This window comes from Leifsonia sp. Root227 (assembly GCF_001428745.1).
Lineage (GTDB): Bacteria > Actinomycetota > Actinomycetes > Actinomycetales > Microbacteriaceae > Leifsonia.
On sequence record NZ_LMIO01000002.1, the window covers coordinates 936160 to 959445 of the forward strand.

Annotated in this window: 18 protein-coding genes and 1 tRNA gene; 2 read left to right on the top strand and 17 right to left on the bottom strand. The window is 68.6% G+C overall.

Going from position 1 to position 23286, the window contains the following annotated elements:
- Positions 1 to 82: 82 nt before the first annotated feature.
- The 16 genes from whiA to polA all read right to left on the bottom strand — a co-directional run bounded on the left by whiA (position 83) and on the right by polA (position 21987).
- Positions 83 to 1063 (bottom strand): DNA-binding protein WhiA, encoded by a 981-nt coding sequence (whiA, locus tag ASE16_RS09440; protein WP_055894025.1) that lies wholly within the window; start codon positions 1061 to 1063, stop codon positions 83 to 85.
- Positions 1064 to 1120: 57 nt separating this feature from the next.
- Complete coding sequence (gene rapZ, locus ASE16_RS09445) at positions 1121 to 1996, bottom strand: RNase adapter RapZ (RefSeq protein WP_055894028.1); 876 nt, start codon at positions 1994 to 1996, stop codon at positions 1121 to 1123.
- Positions 1997 to 2032: 36 nt separating this feature from the next.
- A complete protein-coding gene (uvrC, locus tag ASE16_RS09450; protein WP_055894030.1) occupies positions 2033 to 4030 on the bottom strand; it encodes an excinuclease ABC subunit UvrC in 1998 nt (665 codons plus the stop codon).
- Between the two features lie 8 nt (positions 4031 to 4038).
- Positions 4039 to 6915 carry an excinuclease ABC subunit UvrA gene (gene uvrA, locus ASE16_RS09455; RefSeq protein WP_055894033.1) on the bottom strand — a complete coding sequence of 959 codons (2877 nt, stop codon included), beginning with the start codon at positions 6913 to 6915 and terminating at the stop codon, positions 4039 to 4041.
- Between the two features lie 201 nt (positions 6916 to 7116).
- Entirely contained in the window at positions 7117 to 7647 is a 531-nt protein-coding gene (locus ASE16_RS09460; RefSeq protein ID WP_157480235.1) for a hypothetical protein, read from the bottom strand.
- Complete coding sequence (locus ASE16_RS09465) at positions 7644 to 9068, bottom strand: DUF58 domain-containing protein (protein ID WP_235500431.1); 1425 nt, start codon at positions 9066 to 9068, stop codon at positions 7644 to 7646. The genes ASE16_RS09460 and ASE16_RS09465 overlap by 4 nt, the downstream gene beginning before the upstream one ends.
- Positions 9065 to 10141 carry an AAA family ATPase gene (locus tag ASE16_RS09470; RefSeq protein WP_082581326.1) on the bottom strand — a complete coding sequence of 359 codons (1077 nt, stop codon included), beginning with the start codon at positions 10139 to 10141 and terminating at the stop codon, positions 9065 to 9067. The genes ASE16_RS09465 and ASE16_RS09470 overlap by 4 nt, the downstream gene beginning before the upstream one ends.
- Positions 10138 to 10809 (bottom strand): hypothetical protein, encoded by a 672-nt coding sequence (locus tag ASE16_RS09475; RefSeq protein ID WP_055894037.1) that lies wholly within the window; start codon positions 10807 to 10809, stop codon positions 10138 to 10140. Before ASE16_RS09475 ends, ASE16_RS09470 begins: the two co-directional genes overlap by 4 nt.
- Entirely contained in the window at positions 10806 to 11537 is a 732-nt protein-coding gene (locus ASE16_RS09480; protein ID WP_235500432.1) for a DUF4129 domain-containing protein, read from the bottom strand. The genes ASE16_RS09475 and ASE16_RS09480 overlap by 4 nt, the downstream gene beginning before the upstream one ends.
- Before the next feature lie 49 nt (positions 11538 to 11586).
- Positions 11587 to 13653, bottom strand: coding sequence for an excinuclease ABC subunit UvrB (gene uvrB / locus ASE16_RS09485; RefSeq protein ID WP_055894041.1), 2067 nt, complete (start codon positions 13651 to 13653; stop codon positions 11587 to 11589).
- A 71-nt stretch (positions 13654 to 13724) separates the two neighbouring features.
- The gene (gene coaE, locus ASE16_RS09490) at positions 13725 to 14321 is read right to left on the bottom strand and encodes a dephospho-CoA kinase (RefSeq protein ID WP_055894043.1); all 597 of its coding nucleotides are present in this window, start codon (positions 14319 to 14321) and stop codon (positions 13725 to 13727) included.
- Between the two features lie 82 nt (positions 14322 to 14403).
- Positions 14404 to 15858, bottom strand: coding sequence for a 30S ribosomal protein S1 (gene rpsA / locus ASE16_RS09495; RefSeq protein WP_055894045.1), 1455 nt, complete (start codon positions 15856 to 15858; stop codon positions 14404 to 14406).
- A 108-nt stretch (positions 15859 to 15966) separates the two neighbouring features.
- Positions 15967 to 16950, bottom strand: coding sequence for an epimerase (locus ASE16_RS09500; RefSeq protein WP_055894048.1), 984 nt, complete (start codon positions 16948 to 16950; stop codon positions 15967 to 15969).
- On the bottom strand, positions 16947 to 17576 hold the full coding sequence (locus ASE16_RS09505) for a DUF4166 domain-containing protein (RefSeq protein WP_055894051.1): 630 nt from the start codon (positions 17574 to 17576) through the stop codon (positions 16947 to 16949). The genes ASE16_RS09500 and ASE16_RS09505 overlap by 4 nt, the downstream gene beginning before the upstream one ends.
- Positions 17577 to 17583: 7 nt before the next feature.
- Positions 17584 to 19254, bottom strand: a complete 1671-nt coding sequence (locus tag ASE16_RS09510) for a DUF885 domain-containing protein (protein ID WP_055894053.1) — start codon at positions 19252 to 19254, stop codon at positions 17584 to 17586.
- A 60-nt stretch (positions 19255 to 19314) separates the two neighbouring features.
- The gene (polA, locus tag ASE16_RS09515) at positions 19315 to 21987 is read right to left on the bottom strand and encodes a DNA polymerase I (protein WP_055894055.1); all 2673 of its coding nucleotides are present in this window, start codon (positions 21985 to 21987) and stop codon (positions 19315 to 19317) included.
- Between the two features lie 67 nt (positions 21988 to 22054).
- On the opposite strand from polA, the gene ASE16_RS09520 reads away from it, so the two are divergent.
- On the top strand, positions 22055 to 22459 hold the full coding sequence (locus tag ASE16_RS09520) for a hotdog fold thioesterase (RefSeq protein ID WP_055894057.1): 405 nt from the start codon (positions 22055 to 22057) through the stop codon (positions 22457 to 22459).
- A gap of 73 nt (positions 22460 to 22532) precedes the next feature.
- Here the strand turns inward: ASE16_RS09520 and ASE16_RS09525 are convergent, their stop codons facing one another.
- Entirely contained in the window at positions 22533 to 23138 is a 606-nt protein-coding gene (locus tag ASE16_RS09525; protein WP_055894059.1) for an ANTAR domain-containing response regulator, read from the bottom strand.
- Positions 23139 to 23176: 38 nt separating this feature from the next.
- Here ASE16_RS09525 and ASE16_RS09530 point away from each other — a divergent pair.
- A tRNA-Leu gene (locus tag ASE16_RS09530) sits at positions 23177 to 23259 on the top strand.
- The last annotated feature ends 27 nt before the right edge of the window (positions 23260 to 23286 follow it).

Consider the following 23286-nt stretch of genomic DNA (forward strand, 5'->3'; position numbering starts at 1 on the left):
GTTCGCGCCGGGCTTCGAGCGACGTTTCCAGTCTACTGAGCGCAACGGTCTTGGCCACCGGTTGCTTCCCCAGGGTGAGGGGCTATACCTCGTCGAGGTCCGACGGCAGGTTGGCCTCCGTGCCGGGGATGCCGAGGTCGACGGCCTTCTTGTCCGCCATGGCGAGCAGCCGGCGGATGCGGCCGGCGACAGCGTCCTTCGTCATCGGCGGGTCGGCGTGGTGGCCGAGCTCGTCGAGGCTCGAGTCGCGGAAGTTCAGGCGAAGCTCACCGGCGTAGCGCAGGTGGTCAGGAACGTCGTCGCCCAGGATCTCCATCGCGCGCTCGACGCGGGCGCAGGCGGCGACAGCGGCCTGGGCGGAGCGGCGCAGGTTGGCGTCATCGAAGTTCACGAGACGGTTCGCCGTCGCGCGCACCTCGCGGCGCTGGCGCAGCTGCTCCCAGTTCTCGACGGTCTTGGCAGCGCCCATGTGGACGAGCATCGCGCTGATGGCGTCGCCGTCGCGGATCACGACGCGGTGCACTCCGCGCACCTCGCGCGCCTTCGCGGCCACGCCGAGGCGGCCTGCGGCGCCGACGAGGGCCATCGCCGACTCGTTGCCGGGGCAGGTGATCTCCAGGGCGGCGGAACGGCCGGGGTCGGTGAGCGAGCCGTGGGCGAGGAACGCACCGCGCCAGACGGCGGCGAGCTCGTCGCGGGAACCAGTGGTGAGGCGGTTCGGGAGGCCGCGGATCGGCCGGCGGCGCGCATCCAGCAGGCCGGTCTGACGGGCGAGCGTCTCCCCGCCGTCGAGCACGCGGACCAGGTACTGGCTGGTGCGGCGGAGGCCGGAGGCAGAGATCACGGAGACCTCGCTGCGAACGCCGTAGAGCTCTGCCAGGTCTTTCCTGACCCTGCGGGCCAGCTCTGGCGTGTCCAGCTCGCTCTCGACGGCGATGCGGCCGCTGATCAAGTGCAGCCCACCGGAGAACCGCAGGATGGTCGCGAGTTCGGCTGCCCGGACGGTGGTCTTACTGACCTCGACCTTCGTGAGTTCGTCTTTGACGTCGGCGGTGAGAGCCAATCGTGTTCCTTTTCTGTCGAACGGCCTGTCGTGGGGCCGTGGAGGGTGTGGCCGGCTTCATTCACGGCCGAGGTCGCGGTGTTTTGTGTTCACCGCGAGCCCTGGGATCTCTTTCAACCGGGCGGCGAGCTCTTCCGCAATCGCCACGGACCGGTGTTTTCCCCCGGTGCAGCCTACCGCGATCGTGGCGTGCCTTTTGTTCTCGCGCTGGTAGCCGTCCAGGATCGGGCGCAGTGCGGACACGTATGCGTCGATGAACTCCTGCGCTCCCCGCTGCTCCAGGACGAAGTCGCGCACCACGGCGTCGAGGCCGGTGAACGGGCGCAGCTCCGGGTTCCAGAACGGATTGGGCAGGAAGCGGGCGTCCGTCACCAGGTCGGCGTCCGCGGGGAGGCCGTATTTGAAGCCGAAGCTCATCAGCGTGACCTGGACGCCTGCGGTGTTCTCCGCCGCGAACGTCTCCGTGATGTTGGTGGCGAGCTGGTGGATGTTCAGATCCGAGGTGTCGACGATGATGTCGCTCGCCTCGCGGATCTCCCGCAGCCTGGTGCGCTCCGCGGTGATGCCGTCGAGGATCGTGCCGTCGCCCTGCAGCGGGTGCGGCCTGCGCACCTGCTCGAACCGGCGCACCAGCACGGCGTCCGTCGCCTCCAGGAACAGCACGCGCACCTTGGTGCCCTCGCGCAGGCTCTGGATGAGGTCGCGCAGGTCGACGAAGAAGTTCCGGCCCCGCACATCCACCACGGCGGCGATGCGCGGAAGCCCGGACTCTGCGCGATTCGCGAGCTCGATCAGGGGGCGAAGCATCTGGGGAGGAAGGTTGTCGACCACGTACCAGTCGAGGTCTTCGAGTGCGTTCGCGACCGTGGACCTCCCCGCTCCCGACATCCCGGTCACGATCAGCACTTCCTGCTGCTCGGTGTCGGTGCTCATCAGCCTTGTCCTCCGCTCGAAAGGTGTCCCCCAAGACTAGCGACTGGCGAGTCGTTCATGGATGGCCGCCGCCAGGGTCGGACCCACTCCGCGCACATGCGCAATCTCGTCCGGCGTCGCCTTCCTGAGCTGCGCGACCGACCCGAAGTGCTTCAGCAGCTCCTTGACCCTCGACGGCCCGAGTCCGGGGATCTCGCCGAGCACGGAACCGATGTCGCGCTTGCGCTTCGCGCGCTGGTAGGTGATGGCGAACCTGTGCGCCTCGTCGCGGATGCGCTGGATGAGGAAGAGGGCGTCGCTGTTGCGCGGGAGGATGACGGGGAAGTCGGAGTCCGGCAGCCAGATCTCCTCGAGACGCTTGGCGATGCCGACCAGCTGGATGCCCTGAACACCGGACTCCTCGAGCGCCCGCCTGGCCGCCGCGACCTGCGGCTGCCCGCCGTCGACGATGAGCAGGTTGGGCGGGTACGCGAACTTCTTGCGCCGTTTCTCCGCCGCCTCGGCGAGCTCTGCGTCGATGTCGATCGACGGGTCGTCTCCGTCGTTGGCGGAGTCGGCGGCATCCACCGGCGGCTCCGCCTGCTGCTCGTCGGCGTCGGCGAACTCCGCTTCCGGGTTCTTGAGGTAGGCCAGCCTGCGCGTGATGACCTGGTAGATCGACTCGGTGTCGTCCGTGGACTCCGGGATGCTGAACCGCCGGTACTGGTCTTTGCGCGGCAGGCCGTCCTCGAACACGACCATCGACGCGACGATGTTCGTGCCGCTGAGGTGCGAGACGTCGTAGCACTCCATCCGGAGCGGGGCGTCGGCCATGCCGAGCGCATCCTGGATGTCGTTGAGCGCCTTGGACCGCGCGACGAAGTCCGAGCTGCGCCTGGTCTTGTAGAGCACGAGGGCGTTCTTCGCGTTCATCTCGACCGTCTGGGCGAGCGCCGCCTTGTCGCCACGCTGTGCGACACGCAGCTCGACGCGGCCGGAGAGCCGTCCGCGCGACGCAGCAGGGTCGCCGATCTCCTGCCTGCGCGCCGTCAGCCACTGCTCGAGTTCGACGGCGTCGTCCGGGAGCTCCGGCACCAGGATCTCGCGCGGCGGCGCATCCGCGCCCTCGTAGGCGTTCTGCACGACCGTCTCGACGAGGTCGCCGAGTTCGACGTCGAGTTCCTTGTCGACCACCCAGCTCCGCACACCGCGGATGCGGCCCCCGCGCACGATGAACTGCTGCACGGCGGCCGCCAGCTCGTCGTGCGCGATGCCGAACACGTCGGCATCCACGTTGTCGGGAAGCACGACGGCGCTCTTGCCCATCGCGGCCTCCAGCGCCTGGATGGCGTCGCGATGCCTGGCCGCCGCCTCGTAGTCCTGGATGCTCGCCGCCGCCTTCATGCGCTCGGTGAGCTGCCGGATGGCCTTGGTGTCGTTGCCCGCCATGAAGGAGACGAAGTCCTCGGCGAGCCCTCGGTGATCCTCGGGGCTGATCCTGCCGACGCAGGGCGCGGCGCATTTGCCGATGTCGCCGAGCAGGCAGGGTCGTCCCGTCAGCTCCGCCCGGCGGTAGACGCCGTCGGAGCAACTCCGCATCGGGAACGCCTTGAGCATCAGGTCCACCGTGTCCCTGATCGCCCACACCTTCGTGTACGGGCCGAAGTACCGCGCATCCTTCACCCCGCGGTTGCGCGTCACCATCACCCTCGGGATGCGGTCCCCCAGCGTCACGGCCAGGTACGGGTACGACTTGTCGTCCCGGAACTGGACGTTGAACGGCGGGTTGAACTCCTTGATCCAGGTGTATTCGAGCTGCAGGGCCTCGAACTCGGACGCGACGACCGTCCACTCCACGGAGGCGGCGGTGGTCACCATGCGCCTGGTGCGCTCGTGCAGGCTGCGGAGCGGCTGAAAGTAGTTGCTCAGCCTCGCGCGGAGGTTCTTCGCCTTGCCGACGTAGAGCACGCGCCGGTTGGCGTCGCGGAACCGGTACACGCCCGGCTGGGTCGGGATCTCCCCGGCCTTGGGCCGGTAGCTGACGGTGTCTGCCACCGCGTGCCCTACGCGGCGCCCCGGGCGCTCTCGCCCTGCAGGATCTCCTTGAGGAAGTACCCGGTGTGGCTTCCCGGGGTCTCCGCGACGCGCTCCGGCGTACCGGTCGCGATGACCTCGCCACCGCCGGCTCCGCCCTCCGGGCCCATGTCGATGATCCAGTCGGCCGACTTGATCACGTCGAGGTTGTGCTCGATGACGATGACGGTGTTTCCCTTGTCGAGGAGCCCGTTGAGCACCAGCAGCAGCTTGCGCACGTCTTCGAAGTGCAGCCCGGTGGTCGGCTCGTCGAGCACGTAGACGCTGCGGCCGTTGGAGCGGCGCTGCAGTTCGGTGGCGAGCTTGACGCGCTGCGCCTCGCCTCCGGACAGCGTCGTGGCGCTCTGGCCGAGCCGCACGTAGCCGAGACCGACGTCCACCAGCGTCTGCAGGAAGCGGTGGATCGCCGAGATCGGCCGGAAGAACTCCGCCGCCTCGCTGATCGGCATGTCGAGCACTTCCGCGATGTTCTTGCCCTTGTAGTGCACGGCCAGGGTGTCGCGGTTGTAGCGCGCTCCCCCGCAGACCTCGCACGCGACGTAGACGTCAGGCAGGAAGTTCATCTCGATCTTGATCGTGCCGTCGCCTGAGCACGCCTCGCAGCGCCCGCCCTTGACGTTGAAGCTGAACCGGCCGGGCAGATAACCGCGCGACTTCGCTTCCATCGTCTCGGAGAACAGCGTGCGGATGCGGTCGAAGACGCCGGTGTACGTCGCCGGGTTGGACCGAGGCGTGCGGCCGATCGGCGCCTGGTCGACGTGGACGACCTTGTCGAGGTTCTCCAGACCGGTGACCGCCTTGTGCTTGCCTGGCAGCTTGCGAGCACCGTTGAGCTTGTTGGCGAGCACCCGGTAGAGGATGTCGTTGACGAGCGACGACTTGCCGGAGCCGCTCACGCCGGTGACGGCCACGAACGTGCCAAGCGGGAAGTCGACCGTGACCTTCTTCAGGTTGTTGGCCTCAGCGCCGACCACGGAGATCATGCGCTTCTTGTCGATCTTGCGGCGCTTCGCCGGGATCTCGATCTCCTTGCGGCCGGAGAGGTAGTCGCCGGTGAGCGATTCCCTGTTCTGCAGCAGCTCGTCGTACGAGCCGGAGTGCACGACGTGTCCGCCGTTGACGCCGGCGCCCGGTCCGATGTCGACCACCCAGTCCGCTGTGCGGATGGTGTCTTCGTCGTGTTCGACCACGATGAGCGTGTTTCCGAGGTCGCGCAGGGCGACGAGGGTGTCGATCAGGCGACGGTTGTCGCGCTGGTGCAACCCGATGCTCGGCTCGTCGAGCACGTACAGCACGCCCGTGAGGCCGGAGCCGATCTGCGTGGCCAGCCGGATGCGCTGGGCCTCTCCACCGGAGAGGGTTGCGGCAGCGCGCGACAGGTCGAGGTAGTTGAGCCCGACCTGGATGAGGAAGTCGAGACGGAGCTTGATCTCGCGCAGCACCTGCGCGGCGATCTTCTCCTCGCGCTCGGTGAGGTGGAGCTTGTCCATGAAGAGCCTGGCGTCGCTGAGGCTGAGCTCCGACGCATCCGCGATGCTCGCACCGTGCACGAGGACGGCGAGGACCTCCGGCTTGAGGCGCTTGCCCCCGCACACGGAGCACGGGACCTCGCGCAGGTACTCCGCCCAGCGGGCGCGCTGCGTGTCCGTCTCGGCCTGCAGGTACTGGCGCTCGATGTACGGGACGACTCCCTCGAAGCCCGAGGTGTAGCTCATCTCACGGCCGTACCGGTTCTTCCACTTGACCTTGACCTCGAAGTTGTCGCCGCGCATGACCGCGTTGCGCACCTCTTCCGAGAGCTTCTTCCACGGAGTCTTCAGCGAGAACTTCAGGTCGCGGGCGAGGCCGTCGAGCAGCTTCTCGTAGTACTGGAACAGCCCCTTGCCCTGGGTGGTCCACGGGATGATGACGCCCTCGGCGATGCTGACGTCCTCGTCGCCCAGCAGCAGGTCCTCGTCCACGGCCATGCGGGTGCCGAGGCCGGAGCACTCAGGGCAGGCGCCGAACGGTGCGTTGAACGAGAACGTACGCGGCTCGATCTCGGTGAGCTGGATGGGGTGGTTGTTGGGGCAGGACAGCTTCTCGCTGAACGTGCGCCAGGCATCAGGGCCTTCTTCGTCGACGAAGTTGACCTGGACGAGACCGTCCGTGAGGCGCAGGGCCGTCTCCAGCGAGTCGGTCAGTCTGCTCAGGATGTCCGGACCGGCGACCAGACGGTCGACGACCACGGAGATGTCGTGCTTGTACTGCTTCTTGAGCGTCGGCGGATCGCTGAGCTGTACCGGCTCTCCGTCGACGAGCGCTCGGGAGTATCCGCTGGCCGCGAGCTCTTTGAAGAGATCGACGAACTCGCCCTTCTTCTGCGACACGACCGGGCTCAGCACCTGGTAGCGCCTGCCGGTCTCGAGCTCCATGAGCTGGTCGGCGATCTGCTGAACGGTCTGGCGCTGGATGGGTTCTCCGCAGACAGGGCAGTGCGGCACGCCGATGCGCGCCCAGAGCAGACGCATGTAGTCGTAGATCTCGGTGATCGTGCCGACCGTGGACCGCGGGTTGCGGTTGGTGGACTTCTGGTCGATGGAGACGGCTGGGCTCAGACCCTCGATGAAGTCGACGTCCGGCCGGTCCACCTGCCCGAGGAACTGGCGCGCATACGCAGACAGCGATTCGACGTAGCGGCGCTGTCCCTCGGCGAAGATCGTGTCGAAGGCGAGCGACGACTTGCCGGAGCCGGACAGCCCGGTGAAGACGACGAGCGAATCCCTCGGAATCTCGAGGTCGACGTTGTGCAGGTTGTGCACACGCGCTCCACGCACGCTGAGGTGTGAACCGGTCACCTTGCCCATAACCACCCGATCAATTTCAGTCACTCGATCAATTCTCCGCTACTCTTCGCCGCTCGCCGGCCGTGTTCGCCCAGCGCAGATCGAAGATATGTTCGATTGTACCGGCTCATCGACAGACCTGTCACCGCACGCCGCCGAGTCTATGCCGGACCACCGACATTGCACGGCGGGGGCTCCTGGTTCAGCGGTGCAGGCGGCCGATCACGGGTGCGGGCGGCGGAGCAGCACGGGCGCGGCGACGAGGACGAGGGCAGCGACGGCCACCCCGGCGAGCACGGCCGGCCAGATCACCGCGGACCCGTGCGCTGCGCCGGTGAGCGCGAGCAGCCCGGCCGTGGCCGCCTGCACAGGCACTTGGATGAGAACGAACCGGCGCAGCGACGGCAGCAGGACGGCGGGCTGCAGGCGGGCGAACGGCGGCACCACGAGCATCCACGTCGCCGCGATGTGCAGGGCGTGCGCGCCGGCGATCAGCGCGTACACGCGCCACTCCTCGAGCGACTGGGGATGCAGCAGCACGGTGAACGCGAGCGCTCCGATCAGGAACCAGGCAGTCAGCCAGCGGGGAACCGCGACGGCCGCCGCGGTCAGCGCGAGCGACACGGCCACCCAGAAGCCGGAGTCCGCGACTGTGACGCACAGGGCGACGGCGATGACGCCGAACAGGGCGCGCACGCTCCAGCCAGGCACCGTGAGGCCGAGCTCCGGCTGCGGGGTGGCCGTGTCGCTCATCTGGCCCTCCTCGGTCTGCTCAGCTCGCGCAGGCGCGCATCCCGCGCTCCCGTCGGCAGGCCGGATGCGTCGGCATCCTGCCAGACCAGCACGTCGATGCCCGCCGCTGCCAGCCGCCGGAAGCGCAGGGCACGTTCCAGCTCGACGACCCGCAGCGCAAGCCGCTCCCTCGCAGGCAGGTCGCGCGTGAGCCTGGCGGGGAGCACGTCGACCGCGATCACCCGATGCCCGGCCGCCCGCCAGACGAGCGCGAGACGCAGCGGCTGCTCGTCGAGGAACGTCGACATCACGTAGACCAGCGCGCCTGGCGCGAGGACCGGGGCGCGGACGCGCTCAGTGGCGGCGCCCCTCGGCGCGGTGAGCTCGACGGCGCGGCGCACCCTGTGCAGGTGGCGCGCGCCGGCGCGGGGCGGGACGGCGCGGGCCGGGTCGGCGAGGTCGTCGAAGCCGACCATGTCCCCTGCCGCGACATACGCCCCGGCGAGCGACCCCACGGCTTCCCTCGCCAGATCCTGCGACGACACGCCGGGCAGGGGATGCAGCGCGGCCCAGTCCGCAACCCTCGCGGTGAGATCGTCCCTGCTGTCGATGACGAACTGCACGGACGCATCCGAGGTCGCCATCGTCCGGCGGACGAAGAGTTCGCCAGCGTTCTGCGCGCGCCTGGCCGTCGCCTTCCAGTCGATGCGGCGCAGCCTGTCCCCCGGCTGGAACCGGTCGACGTCGCGGAACTCGCCGCCGTCGCCAGGCCGAGCGGATGGATGGGGACCGGTCAGGCCGATCAGGTGGGCGGGCAGCGGAAGGCTCCTGATCTGGACGATGCGCGGGCGAACCACTCTGTCGAGCGACGGACCGTCCGCGGTGTCGCCGACGAACGCTGCATCGGCGCCGATCGCTCTGGCGCCGAGCTGCAGCAGCCGCTGGGGACCGGAATGGCCGACGACGATGTGCGTGGCGATGTCGGCGGCGGTGCGCTCGGTGACGACGGCGTCGAGCGGCGCACGGTTCGGGAGGGCGATGCGCACGCCGAGCGCGTCGACCGTCGCGGGGGTGGTGACGGAGCCCGCAGCGAGGACACTGGCACCCTGGGCTGGGGCGGTGGCACCCTGGGCTGGGGCGGTGGATGCGGCGGCATCGGCGTGCACGGAGAAGGACAGCTGGATGCGTTCGCCTGGGCGTCGATCCCAGCCGAACGCGGCGGCGATCAGCAGCGGAACGCCGACCATCGCCAGTTCGACCCGCCCGGCGACGAAGCCGGCGCCGAGGCAGAGCAGCGCGACGAGCAGGGCCGCAACGACGGCCGGGCTGAGATTCCAGCGGGTGGACGTGGTGCGGGTGGGGGCTGCCGTCTGCACGGCGCCGCCCGACTGCTGGTCTGCGGCCGCCGGGGCGCCTCGTCCGCTCGCCGAGGGGTCGCTCACCCCTGGCGCCCCGCATCCGGCGCTGCGGAGGGGACCGCATCCCGCTCGACGTCGGCCGCGTCGCGCGCGGCGCCGATCGACGGAGGGCCTGGGACCGAGTTGACCACCTCGGCCACGACCTGGGAGGCCTGAACTCCGCTCGTCCACGCTTGAACGGTGAGCGAGAGGCGGTGGGCGAGGACGGGGATCGCGACGGCCTTCACGTCGTCGGGGATGACGAAGTCGCGTCCCGCCATCACGGCCCGGGCGCGGGCGACGAGCAGGAGGCCCTGGGAACCGCGCGGCGACGCTCCCACCTCCACGGAGCGGTGGCGGCGGGTGGCGGCTGCGATGGCGACGCAGTATGCGGCGATGTCCTGGTCGACGTCGACCAGCTCGACGCCGTCCTGCATGGCGCGGAGCGTCGCGCCGTCGATGACCGGCTCGACGGTCGCGATCTCCCTGCGCCTGCTCACGCGGGCGAGGAGGACGCGGCTCTCGCCGTCGGCATCCGGGTAGCCGACGCTCAGGCGGGTCATGAAGCGGTCGAGCTGCGCCTCCGGCAGCGCGTACGTGCCCTCGAACTCGATGGGGTTGGAGGTGGCGACGACGTGGAACGGCTGCGGGAGAGGGAAGCTCTGGCCCTCGACCGTCACCTGACCCTCCGCCATCGCCTCGAGCAGCGCCGATTGGGTCTTCGGTGACGTTCGGTTGATCTCGTCGGCGAGGAACAGCCCGGTGAAGATGGGGCCAGGGCGGAACACGAACTCCGCCGTCGACGGGGCGAACACGAAGGAGCCGGTGATGTCCGCCGGAAGCAGGTCGGGGGTGCACTGCAGACGACGGAAGTCGAGTCCGATGGCCGCCGCGATGCTGCGGGCGGCGAGCGTCTTGCCGAGTCCTGGGACGTCCTCGAACAGGACGTGCCCTCCCGCGAGGATGGTGGCGAGCGCCAGCTCGAGGGCCGACCGCATCCCAACGACCACGCTGCCCACTCTGTCGAGCACCTCGGAGCTCAGGCGCGCGATCTCGGCGACGGGGAGTGCGGCGCCCTGCTGCGCGGTGGCCGGGGAGGTTGGGCTGTCGGTGGTCATGGGTGCGGCTCCTGGGGCGGGGTGGGAACGGTGGATGCGGCGGGGGCGGTGGATGGCGGCCCTGGGGATGGGTCGGGGCCGGCTGCCGCGGTCGCGTCGAGGGGCCCGACCGGGGCGTATGCGAGGTGGGCGAGGCGGTCGATGATCGCCTCGTAGGTTGCGGCCTTCGGGGACTCGGCGCTGCCGCGACGCAGGAGACGTACCGTGTCCTTTCCGAGGATGCGTGCGATCTCGGTGGCGTCTGCCGGCGCATCCAGGTCGAGGCCGTGGAGGTCGAGTGTCTGGGCGGTCACGGACCGTAGGCGGCGGACCGCCTCCGGCGCGACGCCTCCGCCTTTGGTGTGGAGCGCCCAGCCGAGCTGCGATACGTCGCGTCTGGCGCCGTCGCGCGGGAGCACGGGGTCGGGCGCCCAGCCGACGAACGCCTGGTCGCCGAGCAGCGTCATGCAGACGGCCACGGCCAGGAGGACAGCCGCGAGGCCGGCCGCGTGCTCGACGTCGAGTCCGAAGAACCAGGCGAGGAAACCGACCACGACGGCGAGCAGGACGCATCCGGCGATCCGCCAGCGGAGACCGACGGCGAACAAGAGCCTGCGGCTCGGGGCTGTCTCCTGGAGGAGTGCGGCGTCCGGTGCGGGGTGCGAGACGCCCGGCGTCTGCCCGCTCACCGTCCCGCTCCCCCGCTGTCGGCCGCCGCGGAACGCGGTTCCGCCGTCCAGGACTCGCGGAGCGCGTCCACCGCCTCGCGCGCGCGATAGACGTCGGCGGCGGTGACAGGCGCATCGCTGAAACGCGCGCGGAGGTAGAGCGCGAGCAGGCTGTCGGCCGCGGCGCGGTCGGTGGCCGCGCGGACGACGACGCGCGCCGTGAACTCGCCGGGGGTCTCGGCGGGGAGTCTGCGCATCCCGGAGTCGGTCGCCGCCTCCTCCAGGCCGAGCCAGGCGCGCTCGATGGCGTCGCGGGGTTCGCGACGCTCCCTCAGCCTGTCGTGGGCGAGGTCGAGGCCGCGGCGGACCTGCACCGGCTCCGGCGTCGGTTCCTGCTCGGGGACGGCGTCGCCGAGCGCATCAGGCAGGATGGGGAGCACATCGCGTTCCGGGAGCTGGAGGCGGCGGCGCACCGCGCGCCAGATCAGCGCGGCGACGACGACCAGCACCAGGACGGCGGCCGCGACGACGAACCAGGAGATGTCGAACCGGCCCGCCTGGTGCAGCTCGTGCGGCGCAGGGCTGGCGGAGTCCGTCTGGCCTGTGAGGTTCTGCGGCAGCGGCTGTTGGGTGGCGGCCGGCGGGACCCACCGCATCCCGGAGAAGACCGGAGCGCCCTGCACCGCCAGCGCGATCACGGCGACGAGGGCGAGCGCCGAGCAGGCGAACAGCATGCGATGACGCTTCATCGCCCCGCCGTCGTCGTCGCGCTCACCCTGCCACCGTATACCGCACGGCTCAGCCCAGGTGACCGGCCTTCTCCATCTGGCGAAGATCGCGCTTCAGGTCGCCGAGTTCGTCGCGGAGGCGGGCGGCGAGCTCGAACTTGAGTTCGCCGGCGGCAGCGAGCATCTGATCGTTGAGGTCGGCGATGAGCGCTTCGAGCTCGTTCGCGCCCTGCGCCGCGATGCCGCCCTTGCGGAGGTTGGGCGTCGGGCTCTTCTTCTTGGCCTCGCGTCCGGCGAGCATCGCCGCCGTGTCAGCGCCCTCGCGGGCGAGGACGTCGGTGATGTCCGCGATGCGCTTGCGCAGCGGCTGGGGGTCGATGCCGTTGACCCTGTTGTACTCGACCTGCTTCTCGCGGCGCCTGGTGGTCTCCTCGATGGCGTTCTTCATCGAGTCGGTGAGGACGTCCGCGTACATGTGCACCTCGCCGGACACGTTGCGGGCCGCGCGCCCGATGGTCTGGATGAGCGACGTCGAGGAGCGCAGGAAGCCCTCCTTGTCCGCGTCCAGGATCGCGACGAGCGACACCTCGGGAAGGTCGAGCCCCTCGCGCAGCAGGTTGATGCCGACCAGCACGTCGTAGACGCCGGCGCGCAGCTCGGTCAGGAGTTCGACACGACGGAGCGTGTCGACGTCGGAGTGCAGGTAGCGGACCTTGACGCCGGCCTCCGCGAGGAAGTCGGTGAGCTCCTCCGCCATCTTCTTGGTGAGCGTGGTGACGAGCACGCGCTCGTCGCGCTCGACGCGCAGGCGGATCTCCTCGAGCAGGTCGTCGATCTGGCCCTTGGTCGGCTTGACGACGATCTCGGGGTCGACCAGGCCGGTCGGACGGATGATCTGCTCGACCACCCCGTCTGCGATGCCCATCTCGTACCGGCCGGGCGTGGCGGACAGGTACACGGTCTGACCGACGCGGTCCTTGAACTCGTTCCACTTGAGCGGGCGGTTGTCTAGCGCGCTCGGCAAGCGGAACCCGTGCTCGACCAGCGTGCGCTTGCGGGACGAGTCTCCCTCGTACATCGCGCCGATCTGCGGCACGGTGACGTGCGACTCGTCGATCACCACGAGGAAGTCGTCCGGGAAGTAGTCGAGCAGGCAGTTCGGGGCTTCGCCAGGCTGACGGCCGTCGATGTGGCGCGAGTAGTTCTCGATGCCGGAGCAGAAGCCGATCTGCTCCATCATCTCGATGTCGAACTGCGTGCGCATCCGGAGTCGCTGCGCTTCGAGAAGCTTGCCCTCGCGCTCCAGCTCGACCAGCCGGTCGTGCAGCTCGGTCTGGATGGTGCCGATGGCGCGCTGCATGGTGGCAGGGCTGGCGGCGTAGTGGGTGGCTGGGAAGATCGAGACCGCATCCACTTTGGAGATGATGTCGCCGGTGAGCGGGTGCAGCGTGTAGATCGCCTCGATCTCGTCGCCGAAGAGCTCGATGCGGACGGCGTGCTCCTCGTAGACCGGGATGATCTCGATTGTGTCGCCGCGCACGCGGAACTTGCCACGGGAGAAGTCGACGTCGTTGCGCTCGTACTGCATTCCGACGAAGCGCCGGATGAGCTTGTCGCGTCCGACGTTCTCGCCCACCTGCAGCGCGACCATCGCCTCCAGGTACTCCTCCGCCGCACCGAGGCCGTAGATGCACGAGACGGTCGACACCACGACGACGTCGCGACGGCTGAGCAGCGAGTTGGTGGTGGAGTGCCGGAGCCGCTCGACCTCGGAGTTGATCGAGGAGTCCTTCTCGATGAAGGTGTCCGTCTGCGGGACGTACGCCTCGGGCTGGTAGTAGTCGTAGTAGGAGACGAAGTACTCGACGGCGTTGTTGGGCATGAGCTCGCGGAACTCGTTGGCGAGCTGCGCCGCGAGCGTCTTGTTGTGCGCGAGCACGAGCGTCGGGCGCTGCACCTGCTCGATCAGCCACGCGGTGGTGGCGGACTTTCCGGTTCCTGTCGCGCCGAGGAGGACGACATCGGTCTCACCGGCGTTGATACGGCCGGCGAGCTCGGCGATGGCCTGGGGCTGGTCACCGCTCGGCTGGTACTCGCTGACGACCTCGAACGGACGGACGGCGCGCGTGGGTTGCATGTGACCAGTCTAGGAAGGACCACCGACATTCCTGCCGGTGTGCGCTCTGAGCGGAACGCCTGGCACCACGCTCAGGCGCGCAGCCTGTCCCACAGCGCGTCGGTCTGCGCGATCGTCTGCTCCAGGGTGCCGTCGGTGTCGATCACGACGTCGGCGACCGCCAGGCGCTCCTCGTCCGTCGCCTGCGAGCCGACTCTGCGCCGCGCCTCCTCCTCGTCCGTCCCGCGCAGTTCCATCAGTCTCCGGATGCGCGTGGCGGCAGACGCGTGCGCGACCACCACCAGGTCGAACGGGTACTCGTTGGCCGACTCGACCAGCAGAGGGACGTCGTACACCACGACGGCGTCGGGGTCCGCCTCCCCCGCTGCCCGGAAGCGCTCGGTGGACGTGGCCAGCACGGCGGGGTGGGTGATCGCGTTGAGCTTCAGCCGCGCATCCTCGTCGGCGAAGACGATGGCGCCGAGCGCCGGCCGGTTGAGCGAGCCGTCTGCGGCGATCACGTCTGGCCCGAACGTCTCGGCGATCTGCGCGAGCGCGGGCGTGCCTGGTTCGACGACCTCGCGGGCGATGCGGTCGGCGTCGACGACGACGGCTCCGTGCTCGGCGAGACGGCGGGCGATGGTCGATTTTCCGGAGGCGATGCCGCCGGTGAGTCCGATCAGGTGCACCCGTCCATGCTAGCGGCGTGCATCCACCGGTTAACGCCGGAACGGCCGACCCCGAAGGGACCGGCCGTTCCAGATGAACCGCTTAGGAGTTCGAGCTGAGCTTCTCGCGCAGAGCGGCGAGCGACTCGTCGTCGGCCAGCGTTCCGCCCGTGGTGGACTCGGAGGTGAAGGTCGAACCGCCGGTGGACGTCGTGCCCTCGGCAGCGGCCTCTTCGAGACCCTTCGCGACCTGCTTCTTGTGAGCCTCCCAGCGAGCCTGGGCAGCAGCGTAGTCCTGCTCCCACTTCTCGCGCTGGGCCTCGAAGCCTTCCTTCCACTCGTTCGTCTCGGGGTCGAAGCCCTCAGGGTACTTGTAGTTGCCCTGGTCGTCGTACTCCGTGAGCATGCCGTAGAGCGCCGGGTCGAACTCGGTGCCCTCGGGGTCGACGCCCTCGTTCGCCTGCTTCAGCGAGAGGGAGATGCGACGACGCTCGAGGTCGATGTCGATGACCTTGACGAAGACCTCGTCGCCGACCGAAACGACCTGCTCGGCGAGCTCGACGTGCTTGCCGGACAGCTCCGAGATGTGCACGAGGCCCTCGATGCCGTCTGCGACGCGCACGAACGCACCGAACGGAACCAGCTTGGTGACCTTGCCCGGTGCGACCTGACCGATCGCGTGGGTGCGGGCGAAGACCTGCCACGGGTCCTCCTGGGTGGCCTTGAGCGACAGCGAGACGCGCTCGCGGTCCAGGTCCACCTCGAGGATCTCGACAGTGACTTCCTGACCGACCTCGACGACCTCGGAGGCGTGCTCGATGTGCTTCCAGGAGAGCTCGGAGACGTGGACGAGACCGTCGACGCCGCCGAGGTCGACGAACGCACCGAAGTTGACGATCGACGAAACGACACCCTTGCGGACCTGACCCTTGTGCAGGTTGTTCAGGAACGTGGTGCGGCTCTCGGACTGGGTCTGCTCGAGCAGGGCACGGCGCGACAGGACCACGTTGTTGCGGTTCTTGTCGAGCTCGAGGATCTTCGCCTCGATCTCCTGGCCGAGGTACGGCGTGAGGTCGCGCACACGGCGGAGCTCGATGAGCGACGCCGGGAGGAAGCCACGGAGGCCGATGTCGACGATGAGGCCACCCTTGACGACCTCGATCACGGTGCCGGTGACGACGCCGTCGGCTTCCTTGATCTTCTCGACATCGCCCCACGCGCGCTCGTACTGCGCACGCTTCTTGGACAGGATGAGACGGCCTTCCTTGTCCTCCTTCTGGAGAACGAGGGCCTCGACCGTGTCGCCGACCTCGACGACCTCGGTGGGGTCGACGTCGTGCTTGATGGAGAGTTCGCGGGAGGGGATGACACCCTCGGTCTTGTAACCGACGTCGAGGAGGACCTCGTCGCGGTCGATCTTGACGACGGTACCTTCGATGAGGTCTCCGTCGTTGAAGAACTTCAGCGTCTTTTCGACCGCGGCAAGAAAGTCTTCAGCAGATCCGATGTCGTTGATGGCGACCTGCTTGGGTGCCTTGTCGGTCGTTGCGGTTGTCATGTAGTGAGTGCTCCGTTATGGACATAATTCAGGCCGGTCGCAGTGGTGCTTCTGTTTGGTTCCGCGAACGGCAGGCGGATAGAGGTGTCACAAAGGTGACAGTCCAGCTTAGCTGTGTTGGGACGCGGTGGGCAACCCGCGTTCTGCGACGATATCGCTGAGCGCCTTCTCGAGGTCGGGCTCGGCGAACTCGTAGCCGGCTTCGACCAGCCTCTCCGGCACGACCCAGCGGCTTTTCAGCACCAGTTCTGTCTCCGTGCGGATCGCGATCGAGCCGGCTTCGAGCATCCACCGGTACGCGGGAAGGCCGAACGGGACGCGCAGCACGCGACGCAGCGTGGCCATGAAAGTGCGGTTGTCCGTCGGATTCGGGGACGAGACGTTGACGACGCCGTCGAGTTCCGGATGCGCGCGCACGAACTCGATGACGCCGAGCACGTCCGCGATGTGCACCCAGCTGAACCGCTGGCGTCCTGCCCGCGCACGGAATTCGTGGAACGTCCCCGCGTTCCTGCGCGCGGCGGTGGCGAACCAGCGGCCGTCGCGCTGCGGGCCGCCGAGCCCGAATTGCGCGAGCCTGATCAGCGGGAGCAGCGCGCTGCCGTCGCCGAGCACGATGGCCATGCGCAGGGCGACCCTGCGGGTGTGCGGCAGCTCCAGCTCGAAGAAGGCACGCTCCCACGAGGTGGCGACGTTCACGGAGAAGCCCGTGCCCAGCTCGCCGCCGCGCTCGGTCATCGGCCGGTCCTCCGCGTGGCGGTAGATGGTGGCGGTCGATGAGTTGATCCAGAGCGGCGGCGGGTTCTCGCTCGCGGCGATGGCCGCGCCGATCGCCCGCGTTGTGTCGAGTCTGGAGCGGAAGATCTCCGCACGGTTCGCGTCGGAGTAGCGGCAGTTGACGCTCTTGCCGGCGAGGTTGATCACGACGTCGGCGCCGTCGACCAGCGTGCGGATGCCGTCCGCATCCCCCCAGACCGCGTCTGCGCCACGGCGCCCGATGGTCTGCACGACGTCGCCGGATGCGCGGAACGCGTCTGTCAGGTACTGCCCGATGAAACCGGATGCCCCGGCGATGACGATGCGGCTGCTCACGCGGTCCGCTCCCCCTGTTCGATCCCGTAGCGGAACGTTCCCGCGTACTCGTAGAGCCTACCGACGACCGGCAGGTCGAGAGTGATCGAGACGCGCTGCGCATCCACGTCGTCGTCGTACCGCTCGGAAAGCACGACGCGCGGCGCGATCGGTCTTGGCAACGGGATGCGCGCCCTCCCCACCAGGAACGCCACGGCCGTCGACGTGAGCACCAGCCCGCCGTCGACCACGGCCGCGTCGAATCGTGCGGTCACCCGGGCTGGACGGCCGAGGGTGTCCACGATCGTGTGCCCGTCGACGGCGATCTCGTCGACCATCGCCCGGCGCCCTGCGACGAACCGGAAAACCCGGACAGCCCTGACCGACGGAGCACCGGCCGCCGTCGTATCCGGCAGGTTGGAGACCGTGAACGGCACGCCGTGCTCCCAGACCGGGAACACGACGTGCGCGCGCGCCAGCAGCCACAGCGCTGGCCAGAGCCAGCGCCGGGGCGTGCCGACAGCGTCGAACACGCCCCGGCCGAAGCCGTGGCCGCCCTCCGGGATGGCGTCGAAGTACGCCTTCAGCCGCGGGTGCAACCCCTCGAAGGCGTCACCGAGCGCCACCCGGTACGGCGACGTCGTCACGCGATGCTCAGTCGAGCAGCGCCGACTTCAGGGTGTCGAGCCCGACACCGCCAATGTCGAGCGCCTTCTTGTGGAACGCCTTGATGTCGAACGACGCGCCCTCGCGGCGGGCGTACTCGTCGCGCAACTGCTCCCAGATGCGCTGGCCGATCTTGTACGACGGCGCCTGCCCTGGCCAGCCGAGGTAGCGGTTGACCTCGAACCGGACGAAGCCGTCGTTCATGTTGACGTTCTCGCCGAGGAACTGGAAGGCGTACTCGCCGGTCCACGGGCCGGAGCCGTCCGGCAACTGCTTCTCGAGGTGCACGCCGATGTCGAGGACGACGCGCGCTGCGCGCATCCGCTGGCCGTCGAGCATCCCGAGCCTGTCGGCCGGGTCGTCGAGGTAGCCGAGCTGCTCCATCAGGCGCTCCGCATAGAGCGCCCAGCCCTCCGCGTGGCCGGAGGTGCCCGCGATGCGGCGCCAAGAGTTGAGCTGCGCCTTGTTGTACGTGGCCTGCGCGATCTGCAGGTGGTGTCCGGGGACGCCCTCGTGATACACCGTGGTCAGCTCGCGCCAGGTGTCGAACTCGGTGACGCCTTCCGGCACGCTCCACCACATCCGCCCCGCGCGGGCGAAGTCGTCGCTCGGGCCGGTGTAGTAGATGCCGCCCTCCTGGGTGGGGGCGATCATGCACTCGAGACGGCGGATCTCGGTGGGGATGTCGAAGTGCGACTTGCCGAGCTCTTCGATGGCCCGGTCGCTGGTCTCCTGCATCCAGCGTTGCAGGGCGTCTGTGCCGTGCAGCTTGCGGCTGGCGTCGCCGTCGAGGAACTCGATGGCCTCGGCCACCGACGCGCCCGGCTTGATCTCGCGCGCGATCGACTCCTGCTCGGCCACCATACGAGCGAGTTCCTCGATGCCCCACTCGTACGTCTCGTCGAGGTCGACGGTGGCGCCGAGGAAGCTGCGGGAGGCGAGCGCGTAGAGCTCGCGGCCGACCGCATCCTTCTCCGGCGCGTGCTGAGCGAGCTCGTCCTTGAGGAATCCGGCGAGCTTGGCGTACGCAGCGGCCGACTCCTGCGCGCCGGCCGCGAGGTCGGACGAGAGCGAAGCGGGAAGCTCTGCGTCGCCCGCCTTGGCCCCCGCGGTGAACTCGTAGAAGAAGCCGGTGTCCGCGACCTGCTTGTTCGCCTGCGCGAGCACCTCGCGCACCTGCCTGATGGCGGGTACGTTGCCACTCGCGATGCCGCTGCGCAGCGTCTCGATGTAGCCGTCCATCGCTGCCGGGAGGTTGTGCAGGCGCTTGGCGACATTGGCCCAGTCCTCCTCCGTGTCGGTCGGGACCAGGTCGAAGATGTCGCGCAGCTCCTGGGCGGGAGAGGCGATCACGTTGAGGTCGCGCTGGTTGAAACCGGCCTCGTGCTTCTCGACGGTGAGCTGCAGGTCGCGCGTGAGGTCCATCTTGGTGACGCGGTCGATGTCGTCGACCGGCTCCGCCGCCTGGATCTTGGCCAGGGTCTCTCTGACCTTGCCGACGGCCTCCTCTGCCCCTGCTGGGGAGTAGTCGGCGTACTCGCCCTCCCGGCCTGGACGGCCGAGCCAGACGTGGAACTCCGGGTACAGCTCGAGTTGGGTGTCCACCCACTCCTCGGCGATCGTGTCGACCGGAGTGGGCGTGCGGTTTTCTTCTGTCATACCTCGACCCTATTGCGGCGGCTCGCCTCCGCACCATGCCCGAACCGGGGCGAGCGGTGGCTAGTGGGCCGCTGCGTCCCAGTTGGGGCCACGCCCGACCTGCACATCGAGCGGGACGCGGAGGTCGACGGCGTGCGTCATCCTGTCGCGGACGATGGCCTCGAGCGCGTCCCACTCGCCGGACGCGACCTCGAAGATCAGTTCGTCGTGCACCTGGAGGAGCATCCGGGAGGTGAGCTTCTGGTCGATGATGTCGCCGGCGATCCCGAGCATGGCGATCTTCATGATGTCGGCCGCCGAACCCTGGATGGGCGCGTTCAGCGCTGCGCGCTCCGCGTTGTCGCGGAGGACGCGGTTGGTGCTGGTGAGGTCGGCGAACGGGCGGCGGCGACCGAAGATGGTCTCGGTGTATCCGTCGACGCGCGCCTGCTCGACCACGTTGCGCAGGTAGTCGCGGACGTTGCCGAAGCGCTCGAAGTAGTCGCTCATGAGCTGGCGGGCCTCCGCCGTCTCGATGCGGAGCTGCTTCGACAGCCCGAACGCGCTGAGCCCGTACGCGAGGCCGTACGACATCGCCTTGACCTTCGAGCGCATCGAGGAGGTGACCTCCTCCGGCGTCACGCCGAAGATGCGGGCGCCGACGAAGCGGTGCAGGTCCTCCCCCGCGTTGAACGCCTCGATCAGCCCCGGATCCTCCGACAGGTGCGCCATGATGCGCATCTCGATCTGCGAGTAGTCGGCGGTGAGCAGGGTCTCGAACTCCTCGCCGCTGCGGATCGCCGAGCGGATCTCGCGCCCCTCCTCCGTGCGCACCGGGATGTTCTGCAGGTTCGGGTCGTTGGACGAGATGCGGCCCGTGCTGGTGCCGGTCTGGTCGTATGTCGTGTGTATGCGCCCGTCCGGCTCCACGGCGCGCTCCAGCGTCTCGACGATCTGCTTGAGCTTCGTCGCATCCCTGTGCTGCAGCAGCAGGCCGAGGAACGGGTGCGGGTTCTTCTCCTGCAGGTCGGCGAGCGACGCGGCGTCGGTGGAGAAGCCGGTCTTGGTGGACCGGGTCTTCGGCATCTGCAGCTCCTCGAACAGCACTTGCTGCAGCTGCTTGGGCGAGCCGAGGTTGACCTCGTGCCCGATTTCGGCGTACGCCCTGGCGGCGTAATCGTTGGCCTTGTCGGTGAGCTCGCCGCGCAGGCGCGCGAGCACCTCGCTGTCGATGCTGACGCCGTTCAGTTCCATCTCGGCTAGCACGGCCACCAACGGCAGCTCGATGTCGTCGAGCACGGCGCGGGTGCCATCGTCGAGGGCGATCATCTGCGCCTCGGCCACACGGCGCATGTACCAGGCCTCCGTGGCAGGGCTGACCGCATCCGTGAGTGCCACGAGCTGGTTGGGGTCCGACACCGGCAGCGTCTCCCCCAGCACCTCGTAGACCTGTTCGGCGAGCGACTGCGCCGCGGCGCCAGGACGCACGAGCCAGGAGGCAATGCTGGTGTCGAAGGCCAGACCGTCGACGATCAGGCCGGCACGGCTCATCGCCTTGAACTGGGGCTTGGCACGGAAGAAGTATTTGGGCGCGCTGCCGGCGAACCACTCCTCGAGCGCCTGGTAGTCCTTGCGTCCTGCCGCCCACGGCACGTAGACCGTGTCGTCGTCCGCCGCGAGCCCGAACCCGGTGATGCCGCCTGGACCGAGCTCCACCTGCACGCCGACCGCCGTGTCGTCCGCCGACGCCTTGGCCAGCCAGTTCGCCAACTCCTCGTCGACCATCGTTCGCACGGGAGGGATCTCGATCGCGCCGGTCTCGACGGCGGCACTGAAACCGGACGAGCCGTCGAGCTGCCCCTCCTCCGCCGCGGTCTTGAGCAGCCGGTCGAGCAGCGTCTTGAACTGCAGCTTGGCGAAGATGTCGCGCACGGCGTTCTCGTTGAGCGGGCGACGCTCCAGGTCCGCAGGGCCGACGGGGAGCTCGACATCGGTGAGGAGCTTGTTGAGGCGGCGGTTGCGCAGCGCGTTCTCCTGCTGGTCGCGCAGGTTCTGACCGACGACGCCCTTGATCTCATCGGCGTGGGCGAGGAGGTTCTCGACGGTGCCGTACTGCTGCACCCACTTGACGGCGGTCTTCTCGCCGACCTTGTCGATGCCGATCAGGTTGTCGCTGGTCTCGCCGACGAGGGCGGCGATCTCCGGATACTGGTGCGGCTCGATGCCGTAGCGCTCGCGGACGGCCGCCGGATCGTAGATCTTGAGCTCCGAGACTCCGCGCACGTTCGGATAGAGCAGCGTGACGTCGTCGTTGACGAGCTGGATGGTGTCGCGGTCGCCGGAGACGATGAGCACGCGGTAGCCCTCCGCCGCACCCTTGGCGGACAGCGTGGCCAGGATGTCGTCCGCCTCGAAGTCCTCCTTGGCGATGGTGGTGATGTTCATCGCGTGCAGTGCCTCTTCGAGCAGCGGGATCTGTCCGACGAACTCCGACGGGGTCTCCCCGCGGGTGCCCTTGTACTCCGGGTACTCTCGCGTGCGGAACGAGTACCTCGAGATGTCGAACGCGACGGCGATGTGCGTCGGACGCTGCTGGGACAGCAGGTTGATGAGCATCGCGATGAAGCCGTGGATGGCGTTCGTGTGCTGGCCGTCGCGGTTGACGAAGCTGTCCACCGGGAGCGCGTAGAAGGCCCGGAATGCCAGCGAATGGCCGTCGATGATCAGGAGGGTAGGCTTTTCGGAGTCTGACACCAGGACAGCCTACAAGGCACCTGTGACACCCAGACTCCCCGACCGACGAAGGTGAGAAAGGCCGCCGATGACCGAGGACGCGCTCGCATACGTGAACCAGAGAGGACTCGGCAAACTGGCCGAGAAGATGGGGATCGAGATGCTCGAATTCACCATCGAACGGGCCGTGGCCAGGATGCCCGTCGAGGGCAACCAGCAGCCGGCCGACCTCCTCCATGGCGGTGCGTACGTAGTGCTCGGCGAGTCGCTCGGGTCGATGTCCGCCAACCTGCACGCCGGCGCCGACCGGCTCGCTGTCGGAATCGAGATCAACGCGACGCACACCCGCTCTGCGACGAGCGGCTATGTCACCGGCGTGTGCACCCCCATCCACCTGGGGCGCACGCTGACGACGCACGAGATCGCCGTCACAGACGATCAGGGCCGCCGCTGCTCGACCATCAGGATCACGAACCTGATCAAGGATCGCTGAGGCGCAGCCACGGGATGCACGAAGCGCGGCCGGGATTCCTCCCGGCCGCGCTTCTGCTTCGTCTGGGGTGCTGCTACTTCTTGGGCGCGAGCTGTTCGATGATCGCCTGGGCGACATCGTGCATCGTGAGACGGCGATCCATCGACGCCTTCTGGATCCAGCGGAACGCCTCAGGCTCGGTGAGGCCCATCTTCTCGTTGAGCAGACCCTTGGCCCTGTCGACGAGCTTGCGGGTCTCGAAGCGCTCGACCATGTCGGACACCTCGGCTTCGAGGGCGATGATCTGGGCGTAGCGGGCGAGGGCGATCTCGATGGCGGGGAGGAGGTCGTTCGGCGTGAACGGCTTGACGACGTACGCGAGTGCTCCCGCCTCCGTCGCCCGCTCGACGAGCTCCTTCTGGCTGAACGCGGTGAGGAGCACGACAGGGGCGATGTGCCCCTTGGAGAGGCGCTCTGCCGCGGAGATGCCGTCGAGCTGGGGCATCTTGACGTCCATGATCACCAGGTCGGGGCGCAGCTCGGTGGCGAGCGCGACGGCGGTCTCGCCGTCTCCGGCCTCGCCGACGACCTCGAATCCGTTGTCACGGAGGATCTCGACGATGTCGAGCCGGATGAGGGATTCGTCTTCGGCGACGACGACGCGCCGTGGTGCGGTGGGAGTTGCTTCCTGGTCAGTCACGGACAAAAGCCTACGGTATTGTTCAGGTGTTGTTGTGCGCCGGTGTGGCGGAATGGCAGACGCGGAGCACTCAAAATGCTTTGTCCGAGAGGGCGTGTGGGTTCGAGTCCCACCACCGGCACAACCAGAATCCCCGCCGATTCCTGTC

Excerpts from the sequence above, each read along its gene's own strand:
- rapZ (WP_055894028.1), bottom strand. The coding sequence starts at position 1,996 with ATGAGCACCGACACCGAGCAGCAGGAAGTGCTGATCGTGACCGGGATG.
- uvrA (WP_055894033.1), bottom strand. The coding sequence starts at position 6,915 with ATGGGCAAGGTGACCGGTTCACACCTCAGCGTGCGTGGAGCGCGTGTG.
- ASE16_RS09460 (WP_157480235.1), bottom strand. The coding sequence starts at position 7,647 with ATGAGCGACACGGCCACCCCGCAGCCGGAGCTCGGCCTCACGGTGCCT.
- ASE16_RS09470 (WP_082581326.1), bottom strand. The coding sequence starts at position 10,141 with ATGACCACCGACAGCCCAACCTCCCCGGCCACCGCGCAGCAGGGCGCC.
- ASE16_RS09480 (WP_235500432.1), bottom strand. The coding sequence starts at position 11,537 with ATGAAGCGTCATCGCATGCTGTTCGCCTGCTCGGCGCTCGCCCTCGTC.
- uvrB (WP_055894041.1), bottom strand. The coding sequence starts at position 13,653 with ATGCAACCCACGCGCGCCGTCCGTCCGTTCGAGGTCGTCAGCGAGTAC.
- rpsA (WP_055894045.1), bottom strand. The coding sequence starts at position 15,858 with ATGACAACCGCAACGACCGACAAGGCACCCAAGCAGGTCGCCATCAAC.
- ASE16_RS09510 (WP_055894053.1), bottom strand. The coding sequence starts at position 19,254 with ATGACAGAAGAAAACCGCACGCCCACTCCGGTCGACACGATCGCCGAG.
- ASE16_RS09520 (WP_055894057.1), top strand. The coding sequence starts at position 22,055 with ATGACCGAGGACGCGCTCGCATACGTGAACCAGAGAGGACTCGGCAAA.